This is a genomic window from Streptomyces sp. NPDC001848 (assembly GCF_042891915.1).
GTDB lineage: Bacteria > Actinomycetota > Actinomycetes > Streptomycetales > Streptomycetaceae > Streptomyces.
In genome coordinates this window covers 130,889-157,567 of sequence record NZ_JBIATP010000004.1, presented here as the reverse complement: position 1 = coordinate 157,567, position 26,679 = coordinate 130,889, and the positions used below count along the sequence as shown (strand labels likewise).

Annotated in this window: 21 protein-coding genes and 1 pseudogene; 7 read left to right on the top strand and 15 right to left on the bottom strand. The window is 70.5% G+C overall.

Annotation, left to right across the window (positions count from 1 at the left end):
* Positions 1–22: 22 nt before the first annotated feature.
* The 3 genes from ACFYZJ_RS09695 to ACFYZJ_RS09685 all read right to left on the bottom strand — a co-directional run bounded on the left by ACFYZJ_RS09695 (position 23) and on the right by ACFYZJ_RS09685 (position 4,094).
* The gene (locus tag ACFYZJ_RS09695; protein WP_388564899.1) at positions 23–2,380 is read right to left on the bottom strand and encodes a glycoside hydrolase family 65 protein; all 2,358 of its coding nucleotides are present in this window, start codon (positions 2,378–2,380) and stop codon (positions 23–25) included.
* Positions 2,377–3,117, bottom strand: coding sequence for a beta-phosphoglucomutase family hydrolase (locus ACFYZJ_RS09690; protein ID WP_388564896.1), 741 nt, complete (start codon positions 3,115–3,117; stop codon positions 2,377–2,379). The genes ACFYZJ_RS09695 and ACFYZJ_RS09690 overlap by 4 nt, the downstream gene beginning before the upstream one ends.
* 119 nt (positions 3,118–3,236) lie before the next feature.
* Positions 3,237–4,094: an ANTAR domain-containing protein gene (locus tag ACFYZJ_RS09685; RefSeq protein ID WP_388564893.1), complete on the bottom strand. Its 858-nt coding sequence runs from the start codon at positions 4,092–4,094 to the stop codon at positions 3,237–3,239.
* 178 nt (positions 4,095–4,272) lie between these two features.
* Here ACFYZJ_RS09685 and ACFYZJ_RS09680 point away from each other — a divergent pair, with 178 nt between their 5' ends.
* Entirely contained in the window at positions 4,273–4,965 is a 693-nt protein-coding gene (locus ACFYZJ_RS09680; RefSeq protein WP_388564890.1) for a nucleoside/nucleotide kinase family protein, read from the top strand.
* Between the two features lie 87 nt (positions 4,966–5,052).
* On the opposite strand, the gene ACFYZJ_RS09675 is transcribed toward ACFYZJ_RS09680, so the two are convergent.
* The 4 genes from ACFYZJ_RS09675 to ACFYZJ_RS09660 form a co-directional block, all read right to left on the bottom strand.
* Positions 5,053–6,753, bottom strand: a complete 1,701-nt coding sequence (locus ACFYZJ_RS09675) for a hypothetical protein (protein ID WP_388565567.1) — start codon at positions 6,751–6,753, stop codon at positions 5,053–5,055.
* A gap of 8 nt (positions 6,754–6,761) precedes the next feature.
* Positions 6,762–7,664: a carbohydrate ABC transporter permease gene (locus tag ACFYZJ_RS09670; protein ID WP_388564887.1), complete on the bottom strand. Its 903-nt coding sequence runs from the start codon at positions 7,662–7,664 to the stop codon at positions 6,762–6,764.
* Positions 7,661–8,572 (bottom strand): carbohydrate ABC transporter permease, encoded by a 912-nt coding sequence (locus ACFYZJ_RS09665; RefSeq protein WP_388564884.1) that lies wholly within the window; start codon positions 8,570–8,572, stop codon positions 7,661–7,663. The genes ACFYZJ_RS09670 and ACFYZJ_RS09665 overlap by 4 nt, the downstream gene beginning before the upstream one ends.
* A 124-nt stretch (positions 8,573–8,696) precedes the next feature.
* Positions 8,697–10,019, bottom strand: a complete 1,323-nt coding sequence (locus ACFYZJ_RS09660) for an extracellular solute-binding protein (RefSeq protein WP_388564882.1) — start codon at positions 10,017–10,019, stop codon at positions 8,697–8,699.
* A 240-nt stretch (positions 10,020–10,259) separates the two neighbouring features.
* On the opposite strand from ACFYZJ_RS09660, the gene ACFYZJ_RS09655 reads away from it, so the two are divergent.
* The 3 genes from ACFYZJ_RS09655 (at position 10,260) to ACFYZJ_RS09645 (ending at position 14,770) form a co-directional block, all read left to right on the top strand.
* Complete coding sequence (locus tag ACFYZJ_RS09655; protein WP_388564879.1) at positions 10,260–11,438, top strand: ROK family protein; 1,179 nt, start codon at positions 10,260–10,262, stop codon at positions 11,436–11,438.
* A gap of 104 nt (positions 11,439–11,542) precedes the next feature.
* On the top strand, positions 11,543–12,652 hold the full coding sequence (locus ACFYZJ_RS09650; RefSeq protein ID WP_388564876.1) for a Gfo/Idh/MocA family protein: 1,110 nt from the start codon (positions 11,543–11,545) through the stop codon (positions 12,650–12,652).
* A 195-nt stretch (positions 12,653–12,847) separates the two neighbouring features.
* Positions 12,848–14,770, top strand: coding sequence for a phosphatase PAP2 family protein (locus ACFYZJ_RS09645; protein WP_388564873.1), 1,923 nt, complete (start codon positions 12,848–12,850; stop codon positions 14,768–14,770).
* Positions 14,771–14,906: 136 nt separating this feature from the next.
* Here the strand turns inward: ACFYZJ_RS09645 and ACFYZJ_RS09640 are convergent, their stop codons facing one another.
* Positions 14,907–15,572, bottom strand: coding sequence for a peptidoglycan-binding protein (locus ACFYZJ_RS09640; protein WP_388564871.1), 666 nt, complete (start codon positions 15,570–15,572; stop codon positions 14,907–14,909).
* 201 nt (positions 15,573–15,773) lie between these two features.
* On the opposite strand from ACFYZJ_RS09640, the gene ACFYZJ_RS09635 reads away from it, so the two are divergent.
* A complete protein-coding gene (locus ACFYZJ_RS09635; RefSeq protein WP_388564868.1) occupies positions 15,774–16,952 on the top strand; it encodes a permease in 1,179 nt (392 codons plus the stop codon).
* A gap of 262 nt (positions 16,953–17,214) precedes the next feature.
* Here ACFYZJ_RS09635 and ACFYZJ_RS09630 read toward each other — a convergent pair whose 3' ends face one another.
* From ACFYZJ_RS09630 to ACFYZJ_RS09605, 6 genes and pseudogenes are all read right to left on the bottom strand, one after another.
* On the bottom strand, positions 17,215–18,384 hold the full coding sequence (locus tag ACFYZJ_RS09630) for a GDSL-type esterase/lipase family protein (protein WP_388564865.1): 1,170 nt from the start codon (positions 18,382–18,384) through the stop codon (positions 17,215–17,217).
* 16 nt (positions 18,385–18,400) lie between these two features.
* Positions 18,401–18,988, bottom strand: coding sequence for a TetR/AcrR family transcriptional regulator (locus tag ACFYZJ_RS09625; protein WP_388564862.1), 588 nt, complete (start codon positions 18,986–18,988; stop codon positions 18,401–18,403).
* 88 nt (positions 18,989–19,076) lie between these two features.
* A complete protein-coding gene (locus ACFYZJ_RS09620; protein WP_388564860.1) occupies positions 19,077–20,408 on the bottom strand; it encodes an enolase C-terminal domain-like protein in 1,332 nt (443 codons plus the stop codon).
* A gap of 47 nt (positions 20,409–20,455) precedes the next feature.
* Positions 20,456–21,792: pseudogene (locus tag ACFYZJ_RS09615) on the bottom strand (gluconate:H+ symporter).
* 181 nt (positions 21,793–21,973) lie between these two features.
* Positions 21,974–22,744 carry a sulfite exporter TauE/SafE family protein gene (locus ACFYZJ_RS09610; RefSeq protein ID WP_388564857.1) on the bottom strand — a complete coding sequence of 257 codons (771 nt, stop codon included), beginning with the start codon at positions 22,742–22,744 and terminating at the stop codon, positions 21,974–21,976.
* 167 nt (positions 22,745–22,911) lie between these two features.
* Positions 22,912–23,553, bottom strand: a complete 642-nt coding sequence (locus ACFYZJ_RS09605; protein WP_388564855.1) for an HAD family acid phosphatase — start codon at positions 23,551–23,553, stop codon at positions 22,912–22,914.
* Between the two features lie 238 nt (positions 23,554–23,791).
* On the opposite strand from ACFYZJ_RS09605, the gene ACFYZJ_RS09600 reads away from it, so the two are divergent.
* Complete coding sequence (locus ACFYZJ_RS09600; protein ID WP_388564852.1) at positions 23,792–24,763, top strand: DUF3800 domain-containing protein; 972 nt, start codon at positions 23,792–23,794, stop codon at positions 24,761–24,763.
* Between the two features lie 159 nt (positions 24,764–24,922).
* Positions 24,923–26,335, top strand: coding sequence for a S1 family peptidase (locus ACFYZJ_RS09595; RefSeq protein WP_388564850.1), 1,413 nt, complete (start codon positions 24,923–24,925; stop codon positions 26,333–26,335).
* Between the two features lie 135 nt (positions 26,336–26,470).
* Here the strand turns inward: ACFYZJ_RS09595 and ACFYZJ_RS09590 are convergent, their stop codons facing one another.
* Positions 26,471–26,659 (bottom strand): hypothetical protein, encoded by a 189-nt coding sequence (locus ACFYZJ_RS09590; RefSeq protein WP_388564848.1) that lies wholly within the window; start codon positions 26,657–26,659, stop codon positions 26,471–26,473.
* Positions 26,660–26,679: the final 20 nt, after the last annotated feature.

Genomic DNA, 26,679 nt, shown 5'->3' with positions numbered 1-26,679 from the left:
GTGAGCAGCGCCGCGTCCGGCCTCAATCCTCCTTCGGTTCAGGGCTGTTCGGGTGCCGATGCGGTGGCTGGTCCGGTGCCGGGCGGGGCTTGAGCGGCGGAATGTCCAGGGTCTGCGGCTTGTCCGCGTCGATGGTGAGCGGCTCACCGTGGTGGTGGATGGCCAGCGGGTCGCCGTTCTGCAGCGTGTAGGTGGCCGTGGTGCGGCCGATCTCCACCCGCAGCCGGCGGCTCCGCAGTTGCAGCGTGAAGGCGAGACGGCCGAACCTCTCCGGCAGGCGCGGGGCGAACTCGATCCGCTGCCCGTGGTGCCGCATACCGCCGAAGCCCGCGACGAGCGCCATCCAGGTACCGGCGAGGGAGGCGATGTGCAGACCGTCGCGCGTGTTGTGCTCCAGGTCGTGCAGGTCCATCAGCGCGGCCTCGTGCAGATAGTCGTAGGCGAGCCGCATATGGCCCGTCTCGGCCGCCATGACCGCCTGGCAGCACGCGGACAGTGACGAGTCGCGGACGGTGAGGGGTTCGTAGTAGGCGAAGTTGCGCGCCTTGTGCTCCGCGTCGAAGAAGGAGCTGCAGGTGTACATCGCCAGCACCAGGTCCGCCTGCTTGATGACCTGCTTGCGGTACAGGTCGAAGTACGGGAAGTGCAGCATCAGCGGGTACTGGTCGGCGCGGGTGGAGGCGAAGTCCCAGCGCTGGTGGCGGGTGAACCCGGCGTGCTGTTCGTGCACGCCGAGTTCCTGGTTGTACGGGATGTGCATGGCCTCGGCGGCGTCCCGCCAGGCGGCGGCCTCCTCGTCGTCGACGCCGAGTTCCCCGGCGCGGCGCGGATGGCGCTCGACCACGTCGGCGGCGGCCAGCAGGTTGGCGCGGGCCATCAGGTTGGTGTACGTGTTGTCGTCGGCGATCGCGCTGTACTCGTCGGGGCCGGTCACCCCGTCGATGTGGAAGGTGCCGTGGTGGTCGTGGTGGCCGAGCGAGCGCCACAGCCGGGCCGTCTCCACGAGCAGTTCGACCCCCGTGTCGCGTTCGAACCGCTCGTCGCCGGTGGCGGCGACGTAGCGGACGACGGCGTCCGCGATGTCCGCGTTGACGTGGAACGCGGCGGTGCCGGCCGGCCAGTAGGCCGATCCCTCCGAGCCGTCTATGGTCCGCCAGGGGAACGCGGCGCCCCGCAGGCCCAGTTGGGTGGCGCGCTCGCGGGCAGCCGGCAGGGTGCTCTGCCGCCAGCGCAGCGCCTCGGCGACCGCGTCGGGCGAGGTGTAGGTGAGCGGGGGCAGCACGAACATCTCGGTGTCCCAGAAGGCGTGCCCGTCGTAGCCGGAGCCGGTCAGTCCCTTGGCGGGGATGGCGCGCTGCTCGGCGCGGGCCCCGGCCTGCAGGACGTGGAAGAGGGCGAAGCGAACGGCCTGCTGGATCTGCTCGTCGCCGTCCACCTCGACGTCCGAGCGCGCCCAGAACCCGTCCAGGTACTCCCGCTGTTCGGCGACGAGACCCGACCAGCCGACGCCGGTGGCGGCGGCGAGCGCCGCGTCCACCTGGTCGCTGATGGCCGGCAGGGAGCGGGTGCCGGACCAGCCGTAGGAGACGAACTTCTCCACCCGCAGCTTCTGGCCCGGCGCGAGCGCGGAGGCGATGGTGAGACGGGCAAGGTCGTCGGTGGCCTCGCTCTCGGTCGTGGTGGGGTCGGGACCGGTGACCACGTGGTCGGCGGCGGCGCCGACCCTGAGGCCGCTGCTGCGGGTGCGGTGCACCAGCCGCAGCCGGGTGCTCTTGGCGAAGTTCTCCTCGGCCTCCAGCGGCGACTCCAGCACGATGGCGGCCCGTGGGTCGCGGTCGCGGTCGGGCAGTTGCTCGTTGGCGACCAGCTCGGACTGGACGACGATCCGGGCGGGTTTGCCGACGGGTTCCACCTCGTAGGCGACGGCGGCGATGGCGCGCTGGGTGAAGGAGACGAGGCGGGTGGAGCGTACGCGGACCGTGGAGCCGGCCGGTGAGGTCCACTCGCAGGTCCGGGTGAGCAGTCCGGTGCGCAGATCGAGGACGCGTTCGTGGGAGCGCAGCCGACCGTAGCGAAGGTCGAAGGGCTCGTCGTCGACGAGCAGCCGGATGATTTTGCCGTTGGTGACGTTGATGACGGTCTGCCCGGACTCGGGATAGCCGTATCCCGCCTCGGCGTAGGGCAGCGGGTGGGTCTCGTGGACGCCGTTGAGATAGGTGCCCGGCAGTCCGTGCGGTTCGCCCTCGTCGAGGTTGCCGCGCCAGCCGATGTGCCCGTTGGACAGCGCGAACACCGATTCGCTCTGCGGCAGGACGTCCAGGTTCAGGCCGCGTTCGCGCAGTGCCCAGGGCTCGACGCTGTACGAGTTGTGCGTGATCACGACCACTCCCCCAGGTTGACCAGGTCGGGTACGACGACGTCGGCGCCGTGGGCGCGCAGCGCGTCGGCCTGGCCGACGCGGTCCAGGCCGACGACGTATCCGAAGTGGCCGGAACGTCCGGCGTCCATGCCGGCGAGCGCGTCCTCGAAGACGGCGGCGGCCTTGGGTTCCACACCGAGGTCGTGCGCGGCGGCGAGGAAGGTGTCCGGGTGCGGTTTGCCGGGCAGGTGCCGTTCGGCGGCCACGATCCCGTCGATGCGTACGTCGAAGAGGTCCTCGGCGTGGATCGACCGCAGCACCTCACGGCAGTTGGCGCTGGAGGAGACCACGGCCGTGCGCAGACCGTCGGCGCGTACGGCCTTGACGTACCGGACCGTGCCGTCGTAGGCCTCCACACCACGGGTGCGGATCAGCTCCAGGAGCAGCTCGTTCTTGCGGTTGCCGAGGCCGTGCACGGTCTGCCGGTCGGGTGGGTCGTCGGGGGCGCCCTCCGGCAGGTGGATGCCGCGGGAGGCGAGGAAGGTGCGGACGCCGTCGGCGCGGGGGCGGCCGTCAACGTACTCGTCGTAGTCGGTGGTGTCGTCGAAGGGGCGGAAGTCCGCCCCGTCCCGCGCACGCAGAAAGTCGTCGAACGTCTGTTTCCACGCGGCCGCGTGGACGACGGCGGTCTTGGTGATGACCCCGTCGAGGTCGAAAAGGCAGGCCTGGATACCGTCCGGAAGACCGAGCTTCGTCATAGGAGCCACCTTCCCTCAAGAGAGCCGGGCAGAGGGTGGCGAGTGCCACATTGCGCCTCCTCGACACTCCGTCGGCGGGCGCCGCGCGGGCGCCCGATGGCGGACGTACGGACCGGGCGTCAGGACCGCCTGAACCGCCCGCCGGTGTGGGCGCGGCCGAGCCCGTGCAGGTACTCCAGGGCGTCCACGACCACCGTGCGGTCGTACCAGGCCAGCCACTGGCCCGCCTCGTTGCCGACGGCCTCCAGCGCCCTGGTCTGCGCGGACGTCAGCCCCGTGAGTCTGCGGTCGAGGTGGGCCGAGACCATGCCGACGCACACTCCGGAGGAGGTCGTCAGCGGCACGCTGTGGCAGGCACGGCTGCCGGCCCGGAGGATGGCCTCGCGGGCGGGTTCGGTGAACACCGGGTCGGACTCCACGTCCTGGACGGTGACCTGGGCGGCGTTGCGCGCGGCCAGTGCGCAGGAGGTGCCGCGATCCCCGACGTGGTGGAAGAAGTCGACGAAGTCGGCGGTGAGTCCGGTGTGCTTCTCCATCAGCAGACCGCCGCGGGTGCGGTCGGCCGTCTGCACGTTGCCCATGCCCGCGTCGACGACGGCGAGCATCTGGCTGAGCACCGCGCTCAGCACCGCGCCCCGGTTGCCCCGCTCGATCCGGCCGGTGCGGTCGAAGGTCAGCCGGGGCTCGGAGCGGCGCGCCCGCCGGGGGAACCACAGGGACCCGCGCGCGTCCGGTCGCGGGGCGGAGATCACGGCTCCCGCCAGGGCCCGCAGCTTGACGTTGTACTGCTGTGAGGCGCGCTGGAGCAGGGCGAACGCGCTCTCGGCGTCCCGCAGGGCGTACCGCTCCCGCAACATGCCCTGGGCCTCCGAGATCAGCGGATGGGCGGTCAGCCGGGCCCGCAGATGGCGGACCTGTTCGCGCAGCCGCTCCAGCTCCGCGGCGTCACCGTGCCCGTGTGGTCGTGAGTCGTTCATACGACGCGGTGGCCTCTCTCCGATGGTCCTCGTGCGGCACGGCCCTGGGGGCGGCGCCGTGTGCGCGCCTTCCCCGCACTGCACTGCCGTACACCGGTGGCTCGACGAGAGGGTCGGTCCACGCGATCGGTACGCCGGTCTCGCGCTCCTGCGCAACCTCTGGTGCAATGGCCGCACGATGACCTTCGACGACCTCCTGAAGCGCGCCGCGGCCCTGACCCGTCCCGGCCACCGAGCTGTCCTCGGCATCGCCGGCAGTCCGGGGGCGGGCAAGACGACGCTCGCCGAGCACCTGGTCCGCGAGCTCAACGGGGACGGGCCGCCGTGGGTGGCGCACGTCCCCATGGACGGCTTCCACCTGGCCGACGTGGAACTGGACCGGCTGGGCCGCCGCGACCGCAAGGGCGCGCCCGACACGTTCGACGCGGCCGGGTACGCGGCGCTGCTGCGGCGGCTGCACGAGGAGCGGGAGGGCGACATCGTGTACGCGCCCGGCTTCGAGCGTGTCCTGGAGCAGCCCATCGCGGGGGCGATCCCCGTGCCGCCGTCGGCCAGGCTGGTCGTGACCGAGGGCAACTACCTGCTGCTGGGTACGGGGGCGTGGGCGCGCGTCCGGGAGTACCTCGACGAGGTGTGGTTCTGCGAGATCGACGAGCAGGAGCGCATCCGGCGGCTGGTGACCCGCCACGAGGAGTTCGGCAAGGAGCACGACGCGGCGGTGGCCTGGGTGCTGGGCACCGACCAGCGCAACGCGGACCTGATCGCGGCGACCCGGGACCGCGCCGACCTGATCGTGCCGGCGACGGCCCTCCCGGCACCGTACGGGCCTCCGCCGTCCATGCCGGGCCGGGAGCCGTTGACCCGCCCGTGACGCAGGCGTGAAGTGGGCGGCCCTCCGGGTGGGTCAGCCGTGCCGGGCCGACCCCCGCGCGGACCGGCCCGGAGGTTGTACGACAGGTCAGGGTCGGCGAGCACGCAGTGCGACGCTCACTGTGTGCGGGGCGAATCCACCTACGTAGACACGTTCCCCGGACATCGCATCGGTTCCGCCCAGCAAGGTGTAGTCCTGACCGGGGTCGTACCGCAGGACGTCGTTCCGGTCCGGCTCGGCGAGCGGCTCTCCGGCGTGGACGCCGACCTCGACGCGGATCTCACTGTCGCCCACCCGGTAGGTCATCGGCCCGGTCCCGAGACACCAGTGTCCGTCGCCGATCGGTACGGCACCGTGCAGTACGCCTCCCGGCCGGAAGGTCAGTTCCAGTGCCCACGGCACCCGTGGCCCGCTCATGTCGATCCGTACGTCGGCACCGTCTTCCCGCAGGTCCACGTCGATGCCGGTGGTCAGCGCGACCTCGTCGCGCGGCCGGTCCGGGAAAGCCATCGCGGCCGAGAAACGTCCCTCGTCCGCCATCCGGTAGGCGCCGTCGGATCGCCGGTCGGCCGGGGGAAGCGGCTGGTAGTAGGCGGCCGTCAGGGTTTCGCTGAGCCGGTACCGGCCGTCGGCGAGGCGTTGCATGCCCGTGGCACGGAACGGACCCATGTCGAAGAATCCCCGCGAGAGCCGGACGCCGTCGAGGATCGCGTCACCCGCGAACAGCCGCAGGAAGGTGGGATTGTTGGCGAGGCCCGAGCGGATGCGCCGGTACTCGGGCACGTCCGAGCCGCCGTACACGACGGTGTGCGCAGCCGCGGAGGCGCGTGAGGCAAGGCCCGCCGTGGTGAGGTACCGCTCGCGGGGAAGGGTTTCCGGCGTCGGTACCGGCAGTTCGCGGCACAGGTCGGGGGTCAGGATGCTCTCGGCGAGCAGGTTGGGGTCGTCGATGCCGCAGGCTGCCGCCAGGCGCGCCGCTCGGCTGAAGTCGCCCCGGCCGGTACGGATCGCGAGCAGCCGGTACTGCGGCAGGTAGGGAGCCAGCGGGAACGATTGGTTCTGGTCCTGTCGCCGCGAGTGGACGGTTTCCACCGTGCCGTCCGGTCTGATGAGGTCCAGGGTCGCGGTCAGGTTGCGTTCGACGGCGTCCCGCAGGTCGGTGCGGCCGAGGACGTCGGCCAGCAACAGCAGCGACGGGTTGGACACGTGGGCCGCGTAGTTGGCGCTCCGCTCGGAGTACAGGCCCTCCGCATCGATGTCGACGCCCTCGGCGAGCCATGCGTCGACACGGTCGAGCAGCCGGCTGTCCCGGAACGACCGGTGCAGCCGGGCCAGCGCCGCGCACAGTTCCCATCGGTGGTTCGGCGTGTGCACCCCGCCTGTACGGAGGCTTTCGGAAGCCGCGCCGGCGATCTCGGCGAGGGCGGCGGCGACCTCGCGCAGTTCCGGCCCCGCGCCCGTGGCAAGGATGTGCGCGTCGCACACGTCGTTGATGGTGAACGCGGAGTCCGGCGGTGACTGCACGTTGTCGCCGCCGGCGAAGAGGCCGGAGGGGGTCTGCACGGCCCGGAGAGCGGCGAGGTGGGTCATCGCGGCGGCGACCGCCCGCTCGCTGCCGTGCAGCGCCGAGTCCTGTGACCGGTACGCCGCGAGCAGTGTCTTCACCCGGTGCGCCAGACCGCGATGGGGCACACCGGCCGGTTCTTCGTCCGCGTGGGCCGCCAGCGGGCCGGCCAGCCGGTCGGCGGCCCCGGCCACCGCGCGGACGAACTCGCGGTCGAGCGTCATCTGCACGGTCAGTCCTTCAGTCCGGCGTTGATGTCGGCGTTCATGACGTAACGCTGGAACACCAGGAAGATGGCGATCAGCGGGATCATGGAGATGACCGATGCGCCGAGCAGCACCGACCAGTTGATGTTCTGCGCCCCGACGATGCTCTGGATGCCGATCTGCACGGTGAACTTGTTGGGGTCGTTGAGCATGAGGAGCGGCCAGATGTAGTCGTTCCACCGCCACTGGAACGACAGGATGGCGAGCGTCAGCATGATGGGCCGGGAGAGCGGCACCATGATCCTCAGGAAGATCGACAGCTCACGCGCGCCGTCGATGCGGGCGGCCTCGACCAGGTCGTCGGGGACCGTCATGAAGAACTGGCGGAACATGAAGCATCCGGTCGCGGTGAGCACGGCCGGGAGGATGACGCCGCCGAACGAGTTGTAGAGGCCGAGGTCGCGGACGACCAGGAACTCCGGGGCGAGCATGACCTCTGACGGCAGCATCGTGGTGGCCAGGATGCAGATGAAGAACACCTTGAGCCACTTGTTGTCGTACTTGGCCAGCGCGTACCCGGTGCAGCAGCTGGCTCCCACCGTGAGGATCGTCGTGATCACGCACACGATGGTCGTGTTGATGAAGTACTGGGAGAAGTTGGCACTGCGCCACGCCGTCAGGTAACCCGACAGGGTGGGGTGGTGCGGAACCAGCGTCAGCGGATAGGAGAACAGGTCCCCGGCCGGTTTGAGGGAGCTGAGGATGAACCACAGCACCGGCAGCCCGTAGAGGCACGCCAGGATCCACAGCAGTGTCGTCGCGGACACCGCCCGCCGGAGCCCGCCGCTGACCGCGCCGCGGGGCTGCTTTTCGGCTACGGGCCGTCCGGCACCGGCGTCGACCGGGTGTGGCATGTCTGTGGTTGTCATCGGTTCTCCACCCGCCGGTTGACGATCAGCTGGGTGATCGCGACGGCCATCAGGATGAGCATCAGCACGAATGACGCGGCGCTCGCGTAGCCGATCTGGCCGCGTTGGAAGCCGGTCTGGTAGATGTACTGGACGAGCAGATTGTTCGACGTTCCGGGTCCGCCGTTGTTGAGGGAGACGAACAGCGGGTATTCCTTCATCCCGTTGATCGTGTTGAGCAGGATGACGATGAACGAGGTGGGCGCGATGCTCGGCAGCGTGATGCTGATGAACTGGCGCCACGGGCCGGCGCCGTCGAGCGAGGCCGCCTCGTAGTACGACACCGGTACGTTCTTGATCGCCGCGATGAACAGCAGCATCGAGAAACCCGTCCAGGCCCAGGATGCCGCCATCACCACCACGATCAGCGACAGGTCCGCGTTCGACTGCCACGGAACGGCGTGCCCGCCGAGCTTCTCGATGACGTAGTTGACCAGTCCGAAGTTCTCACCGAACAGCCACCGCCACAGGACACCCACGACGATGGGCGACAGAAGCCAGGGGATGAAGAAGATGATCCGGGCGACCGACGTACCCTTGGCGTGCTTGCTCACCAGCACGTTGGCGATGAGCAGCGAGAGCGCGAAGTTCAGCGGGACGAAGAGCACGGTGTACAGCAGCGTCCGGATCAGCGCGTCGTAGAAGGAGGAGTCCCCGAACAGGTTGTGGTAGTTGTCCAGTCCGATGAACTGGAACGCTCCCACGCCCGTGTAGTTCGTGAAGGAGTAGAGGAGCCCGATCACCGCCGGCCAGACGAAGAACAGCGCGAAGAGCACGACATTGGCCGCGATGAGGACGAGCGGCGCGATGATGTAGCTACTGCGTCTCCTGGGCGGGCTCGCGGACACGTCCGAGGCGCGTTTTGTCATCTTCCTGACTCCGTGCTGGTGGAATGGATTCCTGTGGCCTTACGCCATGAGCCCGGCATCGCGTGGGCGCCGGAGGCCGGGCGGCGGTGTCTCGACCCCGCCGCCCGGGCCTGCTGGCCTACGATCAGCCGCCGACCTGCTGGTTGTAGCCGGCCACGATGTTGTCCAGGGCCTTGTCGGCCGACTGCTGGCCGTTGATCGCCTTGCCGAGTTCCGTCTTGGTCGGGTCGGTGGTGAGGCTCTTGCCCTTGAGCACCCAGTTCGTCTGCGCGTTGTTGAAGTAACCCGAGATCGGGGCGTAGAGCGGGATCTCCTCGTTGTACAGCTTGAACGCCGCCTGCGCCGCCTCGGAGGTGAAGGGGTACTTCGGGTTCAGACCGTTCTCGACCGGCAGGAACCCGGAGGCCTCACACAGCTCGCGGTAGTGGTCCGGCTCGTAGACCCACGACAGGAACTTCTGCGCGGCGGTGGCCGCGGCGCCGTTGTTGTTGAAGCCCACCATCATGCCGCCGCTGTTGACGTCACTGGCCTGCACCGGCTGGGCAGGGGTCGGGACGCTCGCCCAGTCGAACTTCTTGATGCTCTCCGCGAAGGCGGGAACCTGCCACACGCCGGACCAGTAGGCGACCACGTCACCGCTCTGGAACATGGCCGACGGGTCGGCGCCGCTGGTCCACACCGACTTCGGCATGGTCTTGTCGTCGTTCCATCCGACGAAGGTCTTCACGGCCTTCCTGGTCGCGTCGTCCACCGAGAACTTGCCGGAGGAGTCCGCGTGGACGTACTTCCCGCCCGTCTCGTACACCATGGCGCGGAGCCGGGACGGCGACTGGTCGAACGCCAGGGAGTACTTGGCGCCGGTCTTCTCCCGGACCTTGTCCGCCGCCGCGATGAAGTCGGTCCAGGTCCAGGTCTTCTGGGGGGAGGTCGGGAAGGAGACGCCGGCCTTCTTGAACAGCGTCTCGTTGATGAACAGTCCGGACGCGGTGACGTCCGAGGGGATGGACAGCACCTTCCCGGACGAGTCCTTGGCGAGGAAGTTGGCGTTGATGTCGTAGCTCTTGTTGTTGGCGATGGAGCTGAGGTCGATCAGCTTGTTCGACCAGATCGGGTCGAGTGACGGCACGGCCGCCACGTCGGGCAGGGAGTTCGCCTGCGCGGCGTTGTGCAGCTTCGTCGTGTAGCCGTCGTAGGGGATGTTGACGAGCTGGACGGAGACGCCGGCTTCCTTCTTGTACTGCGCCACCAGCTTCTTCCAGCCCGCGTCCTGCCCCGGGACCGTGGAGATCCAGAACGTCAGCGACTTGGAGTTCCCGCCCGAGCCGGACCCGGACCCGCAGGCGGAGAGCAGTAGGGCACCGGCCGTGGCCACGGCAGCGAGGGCAATCACGCGGCGTATGCCACCGCGGCCGAGTCTGCGGGAGCGCCGCACACCCACACTGGTCATCTTGGATCCCTTTCCGTCGTAGCGGACGGAGCACGGCGCCGGCCGCTAGTAGCAGGTCCCCGTTTCCTATCACTGTGATTGATTACCTACAAGGGTTCGCGACATCTCTTTTCCGCACCTGAGGCCCTTGTTGGCGCACCTAAGGCTCTTGGCACGCAGCAGAGGGCTGGTACTCTCCAGGTCAGCCAGGAAACGACCGGACGAGACTTATCCTCAGTCCGATGGCTATTAGGGAGGGTTGTGAAACGACGGGCGCCACGCACCGCGACAACTCGGCACGTCACCGAGATCAACCGGACCGCGATCCTAGACGTTCTCCGCGAGCACGGACCACTGTCTCGACGTGACATCCAAGAGCGCACCGGGCTCGGCTCGGCCACCATCGAACGGCTGTGCTCGGCGCTCATAGAAGAAGGCGCGGTCGAGCTCGCCGGCCAGGTGCGCTCCTCGGTCGGCCGACCCTCGACGCTGCTGCGCTTCGCGTCGTCTGCTCGCGTCATCATGGCGGTCGACGTCACCGAGTACACGGCACGAGGGCGCCTGGTGAACCTGGGCGGAACCACGCTGTACGAGGAGAGCCACACCTTCGACCTCGACGGCCACGACGCCGGCGCCGCCCGCATCGATGGGCTGCTCCACCTCGTCGACCGGCTGACCTCCCCGCAGACGGGGGTGACGGCGCCGATCATCGCCATCGGCATCACGGTTCCCGGCATCGTGCACGCGGGGGTCGTGTCGAAGGCGGTCGAACTCGACTGGCAGGAAGTGCCGCTCGCCGACATCGTCTCGGCACGGTGCGGTCTGCCGATCCACATCGAGAACGACGCCAACGCGACGGCCTACGGCGAGTGGACCGGCGGAGCCCTCGCGAACGCACAGAGTGCCGTCGCGCTCGTGCTGGGCGCCAGACTGAGCGCCGGGATAATCAACGAGGGGCATCTCTACCGTGGGCACCGGTCGGCGGCGGGTGAGATCGGCTTCCTGCTGACCTCCAGCGCATCGTTCGCCCGTTACTTCACGGAACAGGGTGACGTCGAGTCGACCCTGGCGGCGCAGGTGCTTCCGTTCGCCGCCCGGGAGGGCCTGCACGGCAAGCGCATCGGTCCCGCGTTCCGCGCGATGATGGCCTGCTGCCGGGAGGGCGACAGCGAGGCCGCGCGGGCCCGCGACGAGTTCTTCGACTCGATCGCCCTCGCCCTCGTCGCCACCTCGGTCGTGCTCTCGCCCCAGGTCATCGTGCTCGCCGGCGCGTTCGCGCAGTACAGCGAGGAGTCCGCGGAGCAGCTGACCAAGCGCCTCGTCGGCCGGATCCCCTGGGTGCCGCGGATAGCGGTGAGCGAGCTCGGCTTCGACGCGGCGATCACCGGCGTGAGCGCGCTGACGATCGAACACGCCCGTTCCGCGACGTACCTCGCATGATGCCGTCGGCCGTGCGGCGCCCGGACGTCACCGGGCGGGCGCGCCACCGGCAGCGGGACAGCCCTGCTTCCTACCACCAGCCGAACCAGGATGGAGCGTGAGTGATGGACGAAATGATACGGATTGCGGTGGTGGGTACCGGCGACGTCGCCATGGACCACGCTGCCGCGCTCACGTCCCCCGGTCCGGTCGCCGCGAAGATCGTGGCTGCGGCGGACACCGACCGGACCCGGCTGGACGCCTTCCTGGCCAAGCACGGGGCACCGGCCGGCTACGACGACATCGACGAGTTGCTCGCCCGGTCCCGCCCCGACCTGGTGTATCTGTGCACACCGCCCGGGCTCCACCGCGACCAGGCACTGGCCTGCCTGCGCTCCGGGGCCAGCGTGCTGGTGGAGAAGCCACCCGCGCTGTCGTTGCGGGAACTCGACGAGATCGCCGCCGCCGTGGGCGAGCCGCCGTGGTTCGCGACCGTGTTCCAGCACCGTTTCGGCCGGGGCCAGGCCCGGCTCAAGGCCTTGGTGGACTCGGGACTGCTGGGCCGCCCGCTGCTGGCGGTCTGCCACACCACCTGGTTCCGCGACCAGGCGTACTTCGACGTGCCGTGGCGCGGCCGGTGGGACACCGAGGGGGGCGGACCGACCATGGGGCTCGGCATCCACCAGATGGACATGATGCTGGACCTGCTCGGCGACTGGACCGAGGTGCGGGCCGTCACCAGGACGCAGGCGCGCCGTACGGAGACCGAGGACGTCTCGCTGGCGCATGTGACGTTCGCCAACGGCGCCGTGGCCTCCGTGGTGAACAGCGCCCTCTCGCCGCGGCAGGAGTCGTACCTGCGTTACGACTTCGAGCACGCCACCGTGGAGGTGACGCACCTGTACGGGTACCGGGACGAGGACTGGCGCGTGACGCCGGCACCCGGGCATGACGACGTGCTCGCCGCCTGGCAGGCCGGCCTGACCGGCGCCGGGGACGGGGCGGCCGCGCAGAACTCCCGTAGCGGGCACTGGGCCCAGTTCGCGAAGGTGCTGTCCTCCCTGCGCGACGGCACCCCACCGCCCGTGCCGCTCGAAGAGTCCAGGCGAACTCTCGCGCTGGTGGCCGGTATCTACGCGTCCGCCGCGACCGACTGCCCGGTGAAACCCTCGGACGTCTCTCCCGGTGCGCCCTTCTACGACAGCATGGGCGGCAGCCGTGTCGCCTCGGACTGACGGATCGGCCCCGTTCACGTACGGGACACGTCCCGGTCGACGAACTCTCGCCGACGGGACACGGCTCGGCCGTAGATCTTCGCTCGTACACATCGGTTGACTCGGTGCCTTCACGAGCCGTCCACGAGTCGCACGCGATCGCACGCCACTTCCCACCTCGGCCGCACGGCCGAAGAACTGAAGAGAGGCTCACGCATGTCGTCACCCGCCGGGCACCACACCACCTCGTCCGTCAACCGTCGAGGCTTCCTCAAGACGTCGCTGGGTGCCTCGGCGGGGCTGCTGGCCGCGCCCACCTTCGCCGGCTGGCTCGCCGCGGCGGACGCCAAGGCCGCCACGAGCCCCGCCGCGTTCGTCGACGACTACCGGACGAACGTCCCGACGAACCTCACCCCCGAGACCAACGCGGTCGTCCGCGTTCTCGGCGGCATGAGCACGGTGTGGAAGACGGGCGGCGCCTGGAACACCGGCACTCCCCTGATGCCCGAGGTGCTGCGGGCCAACATGCGCTACTGCGCCCGCATCACGGCCGCCCGCACCGACGAGCAGGCCAAGGAGGCTTTCCTCTACGACCGGCAGCACCAGAGCTACGCGATGATCGCCGGTCTGGGCCCGCTGGCCGACCTGTACAAGGCCGGCGCCAAGGCGGTCACGTCGATCACGACCGCGCCGGACGACACGCCGCCGACCAAGATCGACGACGCCGTCCCCGCCGACGCCCCGGCAGGCTCCGCGCTCGGCGCCGGCTCCCACGACTCCGCGCTCGGGAAGGTGGCCGAGCTGGTCGACACCCTGCGCGGCCCGTACGCGTCCGGCAACCCGGCCAAGTATGCCTACCGGTACCCGCGTCCGTGGCGCATGAACGAGGACAGCGAGGTCGTCGACACCGGAAAGACCGACGCGCTCGGCTACCCGGTCTACGAGTCCGACGTCGTCGTCGCCCCACAACTGCTGCGCCAGCGCAGCACGTCCCCGACCGACGACGGCGGGTTCCCCAGCGGCCACACCAACGCCTTCCACCTGGCGGGGCTGGCCTACGCGTACGCGGTCCCGGAGCGCTTCCAGGAGCTGGTGACCCGGGCCTTCGAGCTGAGCCACACCCGGATCGTGGCGGGCATGCACTCCACCGTCGACGTGATCGGCGGGCGCATCATGGCCACCGCGCTGGCCGCCGCCACGCTCGCCGACCCCGCCAACGCCGCCCTCAAGGCGGCGGCACGCGCCCAGGCCCTCGCCTACTTCCAGGAGAAGACCGGCACGACGGCCGACACGCTCTACGCCTACGCGCACGCGGCGGACACGGACACCGACCCGTACGCCGACCGGGACGCCAACGCCCGTGCGGTCGGTCCCCGGTTGACCTATGTGCTGACCCGCCACGGGCGCCGCACCGACCTGACCGTTCCCAAGGGCGCCGAGGTGCTGCTGGAGACGCGGCTGCCGTACCTGGACGCGGCACAGCGCCGTGAGGTGCTGCGCACGACCGCGCTGCCCTCCGGCTATGTGCTGCTGGACGGCTTCGAGCAGTGGGGGCGGCTGAACCTGTTCGCGGCGGCGGACGGTTACGGCTCATTCGACTCGGACGTGCGCGTGACGATGAACACGGCCGACGGCGGTTTCGCCGCGCACGACAGCTGGCGCAACGACGTCGACGGCCACGGCGGGCTGACCAAGAGTGGCACCGGGACCCTGATCCTGACCGGGAACAACCGGTACACGGGCGGAACGGTGGTCGAGGACGGCACCCTGGTCGCCGCCGCGCGGAGCGCGCTGGGCCATGGTGACGTGCGGGTGACGGGCGGAACGCTGGAGGTGCCCGGCGCCCTGAGGGTGCGCGGCTCCTACACTCAGGCGGCCGGTGCGGTCCTGGACGTCACGCTGCGGGCGGGCCACAGGGCGGCGCTGACGGTCGAGCGGCGCGTGGTGCTCGACCGCGACAGCGTGTTGACGCTGCGCCTGGACGACGACCGGCCGCCGGCGGTGGGCGCCACCGTCCCGGTGCTCGCGACACGGTCGCTGTGCGGACAGTTCGGGCGCGTCACCGTGGACTCGGACGCCTACCGGGCCCTCCCGCTGTACACGGCGGACGGGCTGGCGGTACGGCTCCTGCAGGGGTAGCCGGTCGCCGGACGGTGACGGGCGTGTCGCGCGAGGGGAGCGCGCGACACGCCCGTACCGCTGGGCGGGCACGGGAGCGTACGGATCGAGGGTGAGCGGCCGCCGTACGCGGAGCCGTGCCCGCTGCCGCACCCCGCTAGAGCGTGGTGCGGGACTCGAGGTCGCGGCGGGTGTCGTTGCCGTAGACGCCGGTCTCGTCGCCGCGGATGCCGTACCAGAGCTGGAAGCGGGCGACGGCGGCGGCGAGTGTGGCGTCGTAGCGGCCGTCGGTGGAGCCGTGCTGGTAGACGTCGGGGATGCGCAGCAGGCGTTGTTGCAGTTCGGTCACTTGCGGGCCGCTGTCGCCCTCGCGCAGGGTGCCGGGGCCGTCGGGATCGGTACCGGTCCGCTGGGCGGGGGCGCTGGTGGCGGGTGACCGGGGCGGCGGGACCGCCGAGTGCTGCCCGGTGCCGTCGCCGTGCGCGCCGGGCACGAGGAGTGCGACGCCGAAGCCGATGAGGGCTGCGGCGGTCACTCCGACCGTGATCGCCGCGCGGCGCAGGGTGAGTCCGTCGTCGACGGGCCGCTCCCGCCGGACCCGGGCGGACGGTACGGGAGGCAGCTCCTCCGTCGCGTCCTCGGCGGTCGTCGGCGCCACGTGGACCACGATCGGCTCGTGAACGGGCTGCACCGGGCGGCCTGCCCCTTCCTGCAGTTCTCTGACCAGTTCGGCCAGCGCCTCGGTGCGCCGGCGGCGCATGACGTAGGTGGGTTCCAGCACCCGGCGCCGCAGCGGCTGACCCTGCCCGGTCGGTGTCGACACACCGCTCTCCTTCCGTGCCCGCGGTCTTTCGCCGTCCCCGGGAAGAGATACGGGCGGGCATGCCGACCGGTTCAGCGGGAACCCACCGTCACCGCGGCGACGGGTCGTCCGCCCGACGGCCGACGTCGAGCCAACACCTCGCGGAACATACCCCCTGGGGGTACAGTCCCGGTGTCGGTCCATCTGGGAGGAGGACTCCGCATGTGGGACGCGATCGTCCGCGCGCTGGCCCTCACCGGGTCGATGACCTGGGAGATCACCTGGGCGCTCATTCTCGGCTTCGCCCTGTCCGCCGTGGTGCAGGCGGTGGTGCGCCGGTCGACGGTCGTACGGCTACTGGGTGACGACCGGCCGCGCACACTCGCCCTGGCCTCCGGGCTCGGCGCCGCCTCCTCCTCGTGCTCGTACGCCGCCGTCGCGCTCGCCCGCTCGCTGTTCCGCAAGGGCGCCGACTTCACAGCGGCGATGGCGTTCGAGATCGCCTCGACCAACCTCGTCATCGAACTGGGCGTGATCCTGGCGCTGTTGATGGGCTGGCAGTTCACCGTCGCGGAGTTCGTGGGCGGTCCGGTGATGATCGTGGTGCTCGCCGTGCTGTTCCGCCTCCTGCTGCGCGATCGGCTGCTGCGCTCGGCCCGTGAGCAGGCCGAGCGGGGGCTCGCGGGGTCCATGGAGGGGCACGCGGCGATGGACATGCCGGTGGGCGGCGAGGGCGGCTTTCTGCGCCGACTGCTGTCGCGGGCGGGTTTCACGTCCGTGTCGCACATCTTCGTCATGGAGTGGGCGGCGATCCTGCGCGACCTGGTGGCCGGGCTGCTGATCGCCGGGGCGATCGCCGCGTGGGTGCCGGACGAGTTCTGGCGCACGTTCTTCCTGTCCGGCCATCCGGGGGCGGCCAAGGTGATCGGGCCGCTGGTCGGACCGCTGGTGGCGATCGCGACGTTCGTGTGCTCGATCGGGAACGTGCCGCTCGCGGTGGTGCTGTGGAAGGGCGGCATCAGCTTCGGCGGCGTGATCGCCTTCATCTACGCGGACCTGTTGATCCTGCCGATCCTGAACATCTACCGGAAGTACTACGGCGCACGCACCGCCGCGTTCCTCCTGGCCACCTTCTACGCGGCGATGGTGGTCGCCGGATACGTCGTCGAGTTCCTCTTCGGCGGCCTCGGCCTGGTCCCCGACCAGGCCCGGGCACGGATGCCGGAGGAGGGCGTCAGCTGGAACCACACGACCTGGCTCAACATCGCCTTCCTGCTGCTGGCCGCGATCCTGCTCGTACGCTTCCTGCGCACCGGCGGCCCGGCCATGCTGCGAATGATGGGCGGGGCGCCCGAGCACGGGCAGCACGCCGCGGCGCACGAGGGTCATCACTCTCACTGAGCGCCGCCGGCGGTGCGCGCCGCCGCAGGCGGACTCGCGCCGCCACGGCCGGGACTCGCCGCCCTCACAGGAATCGGCAAGCGTCGCCAGGCCCATTGACGCTCGCTCAGCTCACCTCTACCTTCTGATCGATTCATCGAACCACGTTCGAAATCCCGGCACCCGCACGCCTTCTGGAGAGCGCATGAGCGTCCACCCCCGTCCCCTTTCGCCACCGTCGCGCCGGCTGTTCCTCGGTATGGCCGCGGCCGTGCCGCGGTTACTAGACCCGGAAGGGGCCCTCGGCCGTGAAGGCCAGCTTGGCGAAGCGTTCGCCGATGCGGCGGTGGGTGGCGGCGTCCGGGTGGAGCTCGTCGGGCAGCGGCAGCTCGGCGGCGTCGGCCTCGCCGTAGAGGTCCCGGCCGTCCAGATAGTGCAGGTTCGGGTCCTGGGCCGCCCGCCGCCGCACGATCTCGGCCAGCTCCTCGCGGATGACGGTGAGGGTCAGTTTGCCCTGCGCGACCTCCGCCGGATCCCCGTCGGCCCGGAAGCGGAGTCGCCCGGCGGCCAGGGCGGTGAAGTCCGGGGCACTGGGGCCTGGGGTGTCCTCGTGGATGGGGCACAGCAGGGGCGAGACGACCAGCAGCGGTGTGGTGGGGTGGCCTTCACGGACGGTGTCGAGGAAACCGTGCACGGCGGGGATGAAGGCGCGCAGCCGCATCAGGTCGGTGTTGACCAGGTTGATGCCGATCTTGACGCTGATCAGGTCGGCGGGGGTGTCGCGCAGGGTGCGGGCGGTGAACGGGTCGAGCAGGGCGCCGCCGCCCAACCCCAGGTTGATCAGTTCAACACCGGCGAGGGCGGCGGCGAGCGCGGGCCAGGTGGTGGTCGGGCTCGCGGCGTCGGAGCCGTGGCTGATCGAACTGCCGTGGTGCAGCCACACCTTGCGGCCCCGGTCCGATGCGGGCTCCACGGGCGCGTCGGTGCGCAGGGCGACAAGTTCGGTGGTCTCGTTGTGCGGAAGCCAGATCTCCACGTCCTTGAGCCGGTCGGGCAGGTCGGTGAAGCGAAGGGTGCCGACCGCACCGGCCCGGTGCTCGGCGGTGCCGGTGGTCATGTCGATGGTGAGGGTGTGGCCGCCCGGCACACTGGCCTGCCCCGCCGGGCGGCCGTCGACGAGCAGGTCGTAGACGCCGTCCGGGCGAGGCGGAGCGCCCACGTAGACCCGCTTGGTGGGCAGCGTGTCCAACTCGATGACGGTGGCCCGGGTGCGGAAGGCCAGCCGGACGCCTGAGGGCTGGGCCTCGGCCAGGGCGAGTTGCGGATCGGCGCACTGCGCGCGGGCCCGGGCGGGCAGCCGGTGCGGCAGGACGCCTCGCGTGGTGCGTTCCAGGTCGAGGGCGCCGCGCAGGAGGTCTGCGGTGAGGGGTGTGGTGATCCAGTGGGTGTTCATCGCCTCAACCTGTTGATCAAGAGATCCGAGGGTCCGCGTGCGCGGGCCAGTTGCGCAGCAGGGCGTCGAGGCGGTCCAGGATCCACTCCCAGGACTCCTCGGAGTCGGGAGCGCTGTGGCTGAAGCCTCCGGCCGCCTCCAGGCTGACGTAGCCGTGGAAGACACTGCCCAGCAGCCGGACGGCGTGCGTCTGGTCCGGTTCCCTCAGGTCGTAGCCGCGCAGGATCGCACGGGTCATCTGTGCGTGCCTGCCCCCGGCGCTGACGGCCGCGGTCTCCGGGTCGAGCCGGAACCGCGCGGCCGCGTAGCGGCCGGGGTGCTCGCGGGCGTAGTCGCGGTAGACGTTGGCGAAGGCGGTCAGGGCGTCCCTGCCGGCCCGCCCGGCCAAGGCCTCGGCGGCCCGGTCGGCGAGTTCCTCCAGGGCCAGCAGGGCGATCCGGGTCCTGAGGTCCTGGGAGCTCTTCAGATGCGAGTAGAGACTCGCGACCTTGACGTCGAACCGCCTGGCGAGCGCGGAGACGGTGACCTGGTCGAAGCCGACCTCGTCGGCCAGTTCCGCCCCCGCCCGGACCAGCCGCTGCGTGGTCAGTCCTGCGCGTGCCATCGCCTTCTCCTCAGATACGCCTGAATCCATTATGCGTTTACCTAAATGATTTAGGCAAACGCCTACGCCCCGGCGGCGGCCGGGCCCGTCAGTCCCGCACCATGCAGGGCCGCTTGCCGTCGAACGTCCAGTCCTCGATGAGGTACCGCATGCCTGAGGCGTCATCGCGGTCGGAGGGGGCCTTGCTCAGGTAGAGCTCGTGTGCGGCGAGGAGCCGGTCACGGTCGAGCCGGATGCCGAGGCCGGGCGTGTCCGGTACGGCGACCTCCCCGCCGGTGATCCGCGGCGGCTCGGCGGTCAGGCGCTCCAGTCCCTCCTGCCAGATCCAGTGGGTGTCCAGCGCGTTGTACTCGCCGGGGGCGGCGGCTCCGCAGTGGGCCATCATGGCCAGGGAGATGTCGAAGTGGTTGTTGGAGTGGCAGCCCCAGGTCAGCCCCATGGCGTGGCACAACTGGGCCACGCGGACCGACCCCTGCATGGTCCAGAAGTGCGGGTCGGCGAGCGGGATCGAGACGGACTGCAGCGCGAGGGCGTGGGTGAGCTGGCGCCAGTCCGTCGCGATCATGTTGGTGGCGGTGGGCAGCCCGGTGGCCCGGCGGAACTCGGCGAGGACCTCCCGGCCGGAGTAGCCGCCCTCGGCTCCGCAGGGGTCCTCGGCGTAGGCGAGGGTGCCGACGAGGGGCCGGCACAGTTCGACGGCTTCGCGCAGTGACCAGCAGCCGTTCGGGTCGAGCGTGATGCGGGCGTCCGGGAAACGGTTCTTGAGGGCGCGCACCGCCGCGACCTCCTCGTGGCCCGGCAGGACACCGCCCTTGAGCTTGAAGTCGCGGAAGCCGTAGAGCTCGTGTGCGGCCTCTGCCTGCCGGACGATCGCGTCGGGGGTGAGGGCCTCCTCGTGGCGGATGCGGTACCAGTCGGACCTCGCGCCCGGTTCGCGGACGTAGTCCAGGTCGGTCCTGTCGGGGTCGCCGACGTAGAAGAGGTAGCCGAGGAACCGGACGGAGTCGCGCTGTTTGCCGTCGCCCAGCAGAGCGGCGACGGGCACCTCCAGATGCTGCCCGAGCAGGTCGAGGAGCGCCGACTCGACGGCGGTGACCGCGTGCACGGTGGTGCGCAGGTCGAAGGTCTGCTCGCCGCGCCCGCCCGCGTCCCGGTCCGCGAACCTCTCGCCCATGGCGCGCAGGACGCGCTTGCAGTCGCCGACGCGTGCGCCGAGGACGAGCGGCTCGGCCTCGCGCAGGGTGCGGGTGATCCGCTCCCCGCCGGGCACCTCACCGAGCCCGGTGCGTCCCTCGGAGTCCTCGATGACGACCACATTGCGCGTGAAGTAGGGGCCGTGCGCGCCGGAGAGGTTGAGCGCCATGGAGTCCCGGCCGGCTACCGGGTACACGGAGTAGGAGATGACGGTGGGCTGGCCCATGACGGGACTCCTCGGGACGGGGGTGGTGGGGCGAGGCGGGGCGCGGGTCACACGCCGACGGCGTCCAGGATCGACTCCATGGCCAGGACGCCGCCGAGGCCGAGGATCGCGAGGACCGTCGTGTAGGTGGTGCGTGCCTTGATCGCGTCGATGACGGAGAGGTTGAAGTACTCCTTGAACATCCAGAAGCCCGGGTCGTTCACATGGGAGAACGCGATCGAACCGCAGGAGACGGCGAGCACCATGATCTCCGGGTGCACGCCGCTGCCCGCCAGCAGCGGGAGGGCCACGCCCGACGCGGTGACGACGGCGACGGTCGCCGAGCCGAGGGCCACGCGGAGGATGGCCGCGATGAGCCAGGCGAGGATGATCGGCGAGAGCGACCAGCCGTCGGTGGCGTTCTTGATGTAGTCGGAGATCCCGCCGTCGACGAGGACCTGCTTGAAGGCGCCACCCGCGCCGATCACCAGCAGGATCATCGCCATCGCCTGGGCGGCCGACCGGCACGAGGCACTGACCTCCTCCAGGCTGCGGCCGATCCGCGGGCCGAAGGCCCAGATCGCGATGCACAGGGTGAGCAGCAGGGCGATGGGCGCGGAGCCGATGAAGGCGACGAAGTGCAGGACGGGGCCGGAGGTCGAGGTGGCCAGGTCGGTCACCGCCGCGCCGGCGATCAGCACCACGGGCAGCAGGGCGACCGACAGCGACCAGCCCATGCCGGGCATCTCCTCCTCGGTGAAGACTCGGTCACTGACCAGGCCGGTGGGTATGGAGGGGTTCATCCTCCGGACGAACGGAAGGCGGGCCACACCAGGGCGATCAGGGCACCGGCCGGGACGGCGACGAACAGGCCGTAGAACAGGGTCAGTCCGACCGAGGCGTGGAAGGTCGCGGCGACCGCGGTGGGGCCGGGGTGCGGCGGCAGGAAGCTGTGCATGGTGGACAGGGCGATCGACATCGGCAGGCCGACCCAGAGCAGGTTGGCCCGGGTGACCCGTACCAGGGTGAAGGCGATGGGCACGATGATGACGAACGCGACCTCGTAGAACATGGTGACGCCGATCAGCATGGCGGTCAGCACCATGGCGAGCTGGACCCAGCGCGGCCCGCAGACGTCGAGCAGCTTTCCGGCGATCCGCTGGGCGGCGCCGGAGTCCCCCATCACCCGGCCGACCATGGCACCGAGCCCGATGGTGAGCATGGTGTCGCCGATCTGCCCTCCGATGCCGTCGGACAGGACGCCGGGGATCTTCTCCAGGGGAATGCCCCGGACGAGGGCGACACCCACGGCCACCAGCAACAGGGCGGCGAAGCCGTTGAGTCTGAGCTTCGTCATCAACAGGAGCAGGATCAGCACGCTGATCGCTACGACAACAAGTGGCATGGGTCAGTTCCCCTTTGAACCGCGCAGTCGCCTACCTGAACGACATCCTCATATGAGGACGCCGTCTACACATGAGGATGGAGGCTAGGGTTGTGGACCTCGCTGGTCAATGGGTCGTGCACGGATGGAATCTGACGGGACGACGGAAACCGGCTCCCGCCTGCCCACCGTTACGTCCGACTCACCGTCCGCTCGCCCGACGCCAGAGGGAGAAGGCCAGTCCGAGTCCGGCCAGGGCGATGGCGATCCGCAACGGGGTCTCGGGCAGGCGCCGTACGATCACCGGGCCGATCCTGCTGCCGACCAGGCATCCGAGACCGAGCGCGGTGGCGGCCGTCCAGTCGACCGGGGCCAGGAAGGCGTAGGCGACCGCCGCGGTGACGTTGGCCGCGCCCGTGGCGATGTTCTTCACGGCATTCGTCACCGGCAGCGGCTCGCTCGCCGACAGCGACAGCACGGCCAGCATCAACACGCCCGCCGCGGCGCCGAAGTAGCCGCCGTAGAGCCCCACCGCCAGGACCGCACCGGCCAGCGGCAGCTTGGTGCGCGGGCCGTCGCCCCTCGGCGGACGTTTCGCCGTCAGCCGGCGCAACGGCTCGCGCGCCAGGATGAGTACGGAGCCCAGGGCGATCAACCACGGCACGACACGCTCGAATGTCGAGGACGGGGTGCCCAGAAGCAGGGCCGCACCGGCCGAGCCGCCCACGGCCGCGAGCGGGGCCAGCCGCATGAGACGGTGGCGCTGGCCGCGCAGTTCCTCACGGGAGCCGACGGCGGTGCCCACCGTGTTGGAGAACAGCGCCACGGTGTTGGTCACATTGGCGGCCACCGGCGGAAGCCCGGCGGCGAGCAGCGCGGGATAGCTGAACAGGGAGGCCAGACCGGCGATCGAACCGGCGAGCCCGGAGGCGACGCCCGCCCCGGTGAGCAGCACGACTGCGCCGACGTCCAAACGGCCTCCCTGTCCCTGTCGAGGTGAGCCATACTCCCCTGACCCCGTCTCATATCCAAGACGATGTCTACATAGGGAGACAGTGGGGCTGCCGGGGCCGTTCTACGCCCGACGCGCGAAAGGGCGCCGGTACCCCCGTACCGGCGCCCCTGTGCACGCGGGAGCGGTCAGGACAACCGACCGTCGTAGTCGGGCAGTTTGAACGTGCGTTCGGCGTGGCCGCCGACCAGGTCGGAGTCGTTGTTGCCGACGTTGGCGATGATCGTGTAGCCCTGCGCCTCGATCTCCGCTCGCTTGCTCGTCTTGTAGGCGCTGACCTCGTCGAACAGGTCCGGCAGGTCCCGCACGAAGAGGCCGTCGACCGGGTAACCCACCGTCGTCAGGTTCCACTTGGTCTCGGCCTCGATGATGCCGGGGCGCGCGGTGACGAAGAAGAGGGAGACCCCCCGGGACTTGGCGTACTTCGCCAGCTCCAGGGACGGCTGGACCGCCGGGGTGGGCAGCTGGTACCAGGGGTGGAAGTACGTCTCCAGCGTGGTGTTGTCGATGTCGAAGACGATCGCGAGCTTCTGCCCGGCCGCGTTCGCGGTGCGCTGCCGGACGTACGGCAGCGCCTGGTCGATGACCGCCTTCACGTCCGCCTGCCAGGTGGCGTAGTCGACACCGGAGTCCTGCGTCGCCGCCACGCGCACGGTGGTTGCCGCGGGAGCCGCCGAGGCGGTGCCCGCCGCGGTCACCGTGCCGCCGATGCCCAACGCCACGACCGCCGACATCGCGCCGATCCGGCGCACCGCACCACGTCTTGTCATGCTCGTCCCTTCCCTCGCGTCCGCGTCGCGTCCATGCGGCGATGGCGTCTCACCCACGGCCGCACCCGACATGTTCACGTCCAATGATGGACATCAGACCACGAAAGAGTTACTGACCGGTAGACGGTTACGCCCGTGTGGTCAGGTGGTTCACGGGGGTTCACCGGCCGCGTGGAGGGTTCGCCATGCGCGGTGTGCGGGATGATCCTCATGCGGTACGAGGGCAGGGGGCGAGACGGTGAGCCGGCATCGTGAGAGCACGGTCCGCGCGCGGACCGAGGGACGACTGCTGGAGGTGGCCTGTGACGAGTCCGGATCGGACGGCGAGAACCTCACCAGTGGGAACACCGACGTGTTCGCGCACGCCAGCGTGCATCTGCCCCTGCCGTGGGCGGCCGCGCACGTCCGGGAGATCCGCGACCGTATCCGCTCGCCCGCGGAGGAGTACAAGGCGACCCATCTGCTCCGGGAGAAGCACCGCGCGGTGCTGGAATGGTTTCTCGGCGCCTCCGGACCGCTGCACGGGCACGCCCATGTGCTGCTGGTGGAGAAGTCGTTCTTCGTGGTCGACCGCGTGGTGGACCTGCTGCTCGGTGATCCGGCGCCCGCCCTCCCCCTCTTCCGAGGCCGAGGGTGTTTCGGGCACGAGCGGTGGCGGCGCTTTCTGGAGGCGTCCAACGATCTGATGCGGGCCCGGAGCGACGGTCACCCGGAGGGTCCCGTCGACTCCTTCTTCCGCGCCGTCGAGGACCTGTTGCGGACCCGTCCGCGGGGCGACGCGGGCGAGACCCTTCCGTTGCTGGCCGGGGCGCGGGACCGGGCGCGTGCCTACCGGGCGCGGATCGCCGACGGGCCCGCCGTCGTCCCGGCGCTCAACCCCCTGCTGCCGGCTCTCGTGCGCACCGCGGCGTACTGGGGAGCGGGCGGGCACCGCGTCTCGCTCGTGCACGACGAGCAGAACGTGCTCACCGCTCAGCGCATCGCCTGGCTGAAGGAGACCACCGGGCTCTTCGGGTTCCGGCTCGTCGACTCCCGGCTCGATCCGCGGGTGCAGCTCGCCGACTTCCTCGCCGGCATCGCCCGCAAGATCGCCTCCGACGAGCTGAACGGACACGGCGACCCGGCGCTGACCGCGCTGCTGCGCCCGTACCTGGACGGGGACTCCTTGTGGGGCGACGAACGCAGCGGTGCCTCGCTGCGGCGCACCTAGTGCCCCGAGACGGCAGGTTGTGGGCCCGGCCAACGGCGTGACTTCCCCGGCTCGTTGGTGAACACCCGGGCAGGCGCGCACGTATGGAGTGAGGGCGCTCGACGACCGGAAGTGCCCCGCGGTGGGTGACGCCGTGCTGTTCGGGTTCGGGAGCCATGGATGAGGCATGCACGACGACGGATCGTCCGACGGCGGGCGCGCATCGCGGCCGTCGGCGGACTGCTCCTGGGTGGTCTGATGGTCACCCAGGCCCTGGCGAGCGAACCGTCCGGCGCGCAGACCCCCTACAGCACCGGCACGTCCGCCGTGACCGCCGCACAGACGGGCTCTCAACTGGTGTCCCGGCTCGGCAGCTCGCGGACGGCGGGCAGCTGGGTCGCCTCCGACGGCAAGCCCGTCGTCGCCGTGACGGACAGGGCCGCGGCGGACGCGGTGACGGCGGCCGGGGCCCGGGCCAGGATGGTGCGGCACAGTATGGACCAGCTCAAGTCGGCTACGGAGACGCTGAGTTCCGCCCCCAGGGTGGCGGGCACCGCCTGGTCCGTGGACTACAGGACCAATCAGGTCGTGGTGCAGGCCGACCGCACGGTCTCCGCGTCCGACTGGTCCCGTATGACGAAACTCGCCGACGGCATCGGGGACTTCGTCCGCATGGAGCGCACCCAGGGGCGGTTCACCACGCGCGTGAACGGCGCCCTGCCGATCTTCTCGACCACCGGCCGCTGCTCCGCGGGCTTCAACGTGACGAACGGACAGGGCGAGTTCATCCTCACCGCCGGACACTGCGGGCCGGGCGGCACGCTCTGGTTCTCCGACAACACCGGCCGCACCCAGCTGGGCCGGACCGTCACCTCTCAGTTCCCCGGGGACGGCGACTTCTCCCTCATCCGGTACGAGAACGGGCAGGCGACGCCCGGGGAGAACGTCGTGGCCATCGGGGGCGGGCGCGGGGTGCGCATCACGGCGGCCGGGGACCCGGTGGTGGGTGAGAAGGTGTTCCGCAGCGGCAGCACCAGCGGTCTGCACGACGGCGAGGTCACCGCGCTGAACGCGACGGTCAACTACCCGGAGGGCTCGGTCACCGGTCTCATCCAGACGACGGTGTGCGCCGAACCGGGCGACAGCGGCGGCCCGTTGTTCTCCGAGGGGATCGCGCTCGGGGTGACCTCTGGCGGCAGCGGGGACTGCCAGGCGGGCGGTACGACGTTCTTCCAGCCGGTGACGAAGGCGATGGCCGCTCTCGGGGTCCAGCTGACGGGGCCGGGGCAGGCGTCGGGCGGTGCGGCCACCGGGGCCTCCGCCGCTCCCGCGCCCTCCGTCTCGGCGTCCCAGGGTGCGGCGATCGCGCCCGGGTCGGCGGCACCGGGCGCCGCGGCTCCGGGTGCGGTCCAGGAGGTCGGCACCACGGGGACGGCGGACGGACTCCTGTCGCGGCTCACCGACCCGCGCAACGTCGGGCCGGGTCTGCTGGTCATCGCGGGCAGCCTGGTCGCCCTGGTGGCCACCCGCTACATCCGGTCGGAACAGGAACGGAACGCCTATCGTCGGGCGTATTCGGGGACCTGGGGCTGACCGGTCCGCGCGGGCCGCGATCCCCTCGGCATACCGCGGGGGTGTACGGGTGCCCGAGCGGGCCCGGCCTGTCGTGGGTGTGCCGAGCCGGCCTCGTGGCGATGGTCACGACTCAGGAGGTGGCCGGGCGGGCGGTCACGCCGCCCTTGTCGGGCGCGGGGAGGAGGCCGCCGCCCATTCCAGGACGAGCCGCTGGTACTCCCGCCGCTCCTCGATGCTCAGGATCCCGCCGCTGCGGAACCACAGTGCCCGGATCTCCTCGTTGACCTCGTCGGCGGAACGCTCCGCCACGGGTTCAGGAGTAGTGGACATGCCGTGAAGCATACGGGGCCCGGCGTGAAGGC

Bases quoted from the DNA above. Each gene is read 5' to 3' on its own strand.
- ACFYZJ_RS09620 (WP_388564860.1), bottom strand. From the start codon at position 20,408: ATGGGCCAGCCCACCGTCATCTCCTACTCCGTGTACCCGGTAGCCGGC.
- ACFYZJ_RS09630 (WP_388564865.1), bottom strand. From the start codon at position 18,384: ATGAACACCCACTGGATCACCACACCCCTCACCGCAGACCTCCTGCGC.
- ACFYZJ_RS09625 (WP_388564862.1), bottom strand. From the start codon at position 18,988: ATGGCACGCGCAGGACTGACCACGCAGCGGCTGGTCCGGGCGGGGGCG.
- ACFYZJ_RS09680 (WP_388564890.1), top strand. From the start codon at position 4,273: ATGACCTTCGACGACCTCCTGAAGCGCGCCGCGGCCCTGACCCGTCCC.
- ACFYZJ_RS09645 (WP_388564873.1), top strand. From the start codon at position 12,848: ATGTCGTCACCCGCCGGGCACCACACCACCTCGTCCGTCAACCGTCGA.
- ACFYZJ_RS09635 (WP_388564868.1), top strand. From the start codon at position 15,774: ATGTGGGACGCGATCGTCCGCGCGCTGGCCCTCACCGGGTCGATGACC.
- ACFYZJ_RS09670 (WP_388564887.1), bottom strand. From the start codon at position 7,664: ATGACAACCACAGACATGCCACACCCGGTCGACGCCGGTGCCGGACGG.
- ACFYZJ_RS09665 (WP_388564884.1), bottom strand. From the start codon at position 8,572: ATGACAAAACGCGCCTCGGACGTGTCCGCGAGCCCGCCCAGGAGACGC.
- ACFYZJ_RS09690 (WP_388564896.1), bottom strand. From the start codon at position 3,117: ATGACGAAGCTCGGTCTTCCGGACGGTATCCAGGCCTGCCTTTTCGAC.
- ACFYZJ_RS09590 (WP_388564848.1), bottom strand. From the start codon at position 26,659: ATGCTTCACGGCATGTCCACTACTCCTGAACCCGTGGCGGAGCGTTCC.
- ACFYZJ_RS09650 (WP_388564876.1), top strand. From the start codon at position 11,543: ATGGACGAAATGATACGGATTGCGGTGGTGGGTACCGGCGACGTCGCC.
- ACFYZJ_RS09685 (WP_388564893.1), bottom strand. From the start codon at position 4,094: ATGAACGACTCACGACCACACGGGCACGGTGACGCCGCGGAGCTGGAG.
- ACFYZJ_RS09660 (WP_388564882.1), bottom strand. From the start codon at position 10,019: ATGACCAGTGTGGGTGTGCGGCGCTCCCGCAGACTCGGCCGCGGTGGC.
- ACFYZJ_RS09675 (WP_388565567.1), bottom strand. From the start codon at position 6,753: ATGACGCTCGACCGCGAGTTCGTCCGCGCGGTGGCCGGGGCCGCCGAC.
- ACFYZJ_RS09605 (WP_388564855.1), bottom strand. From the start codon at position 23,553: ATGACAAGACGTGGTGCGGTGCGCCGGATCGGCGCGATGTCGGCGGTC.
- ACFYZJ_RS09595 (WP_388564850.1), top strand. From the start codon at position 24,923: ATGAGGCATGCACGACGACGGATCGTCCGACGGCGGGCGCGCATCGCG.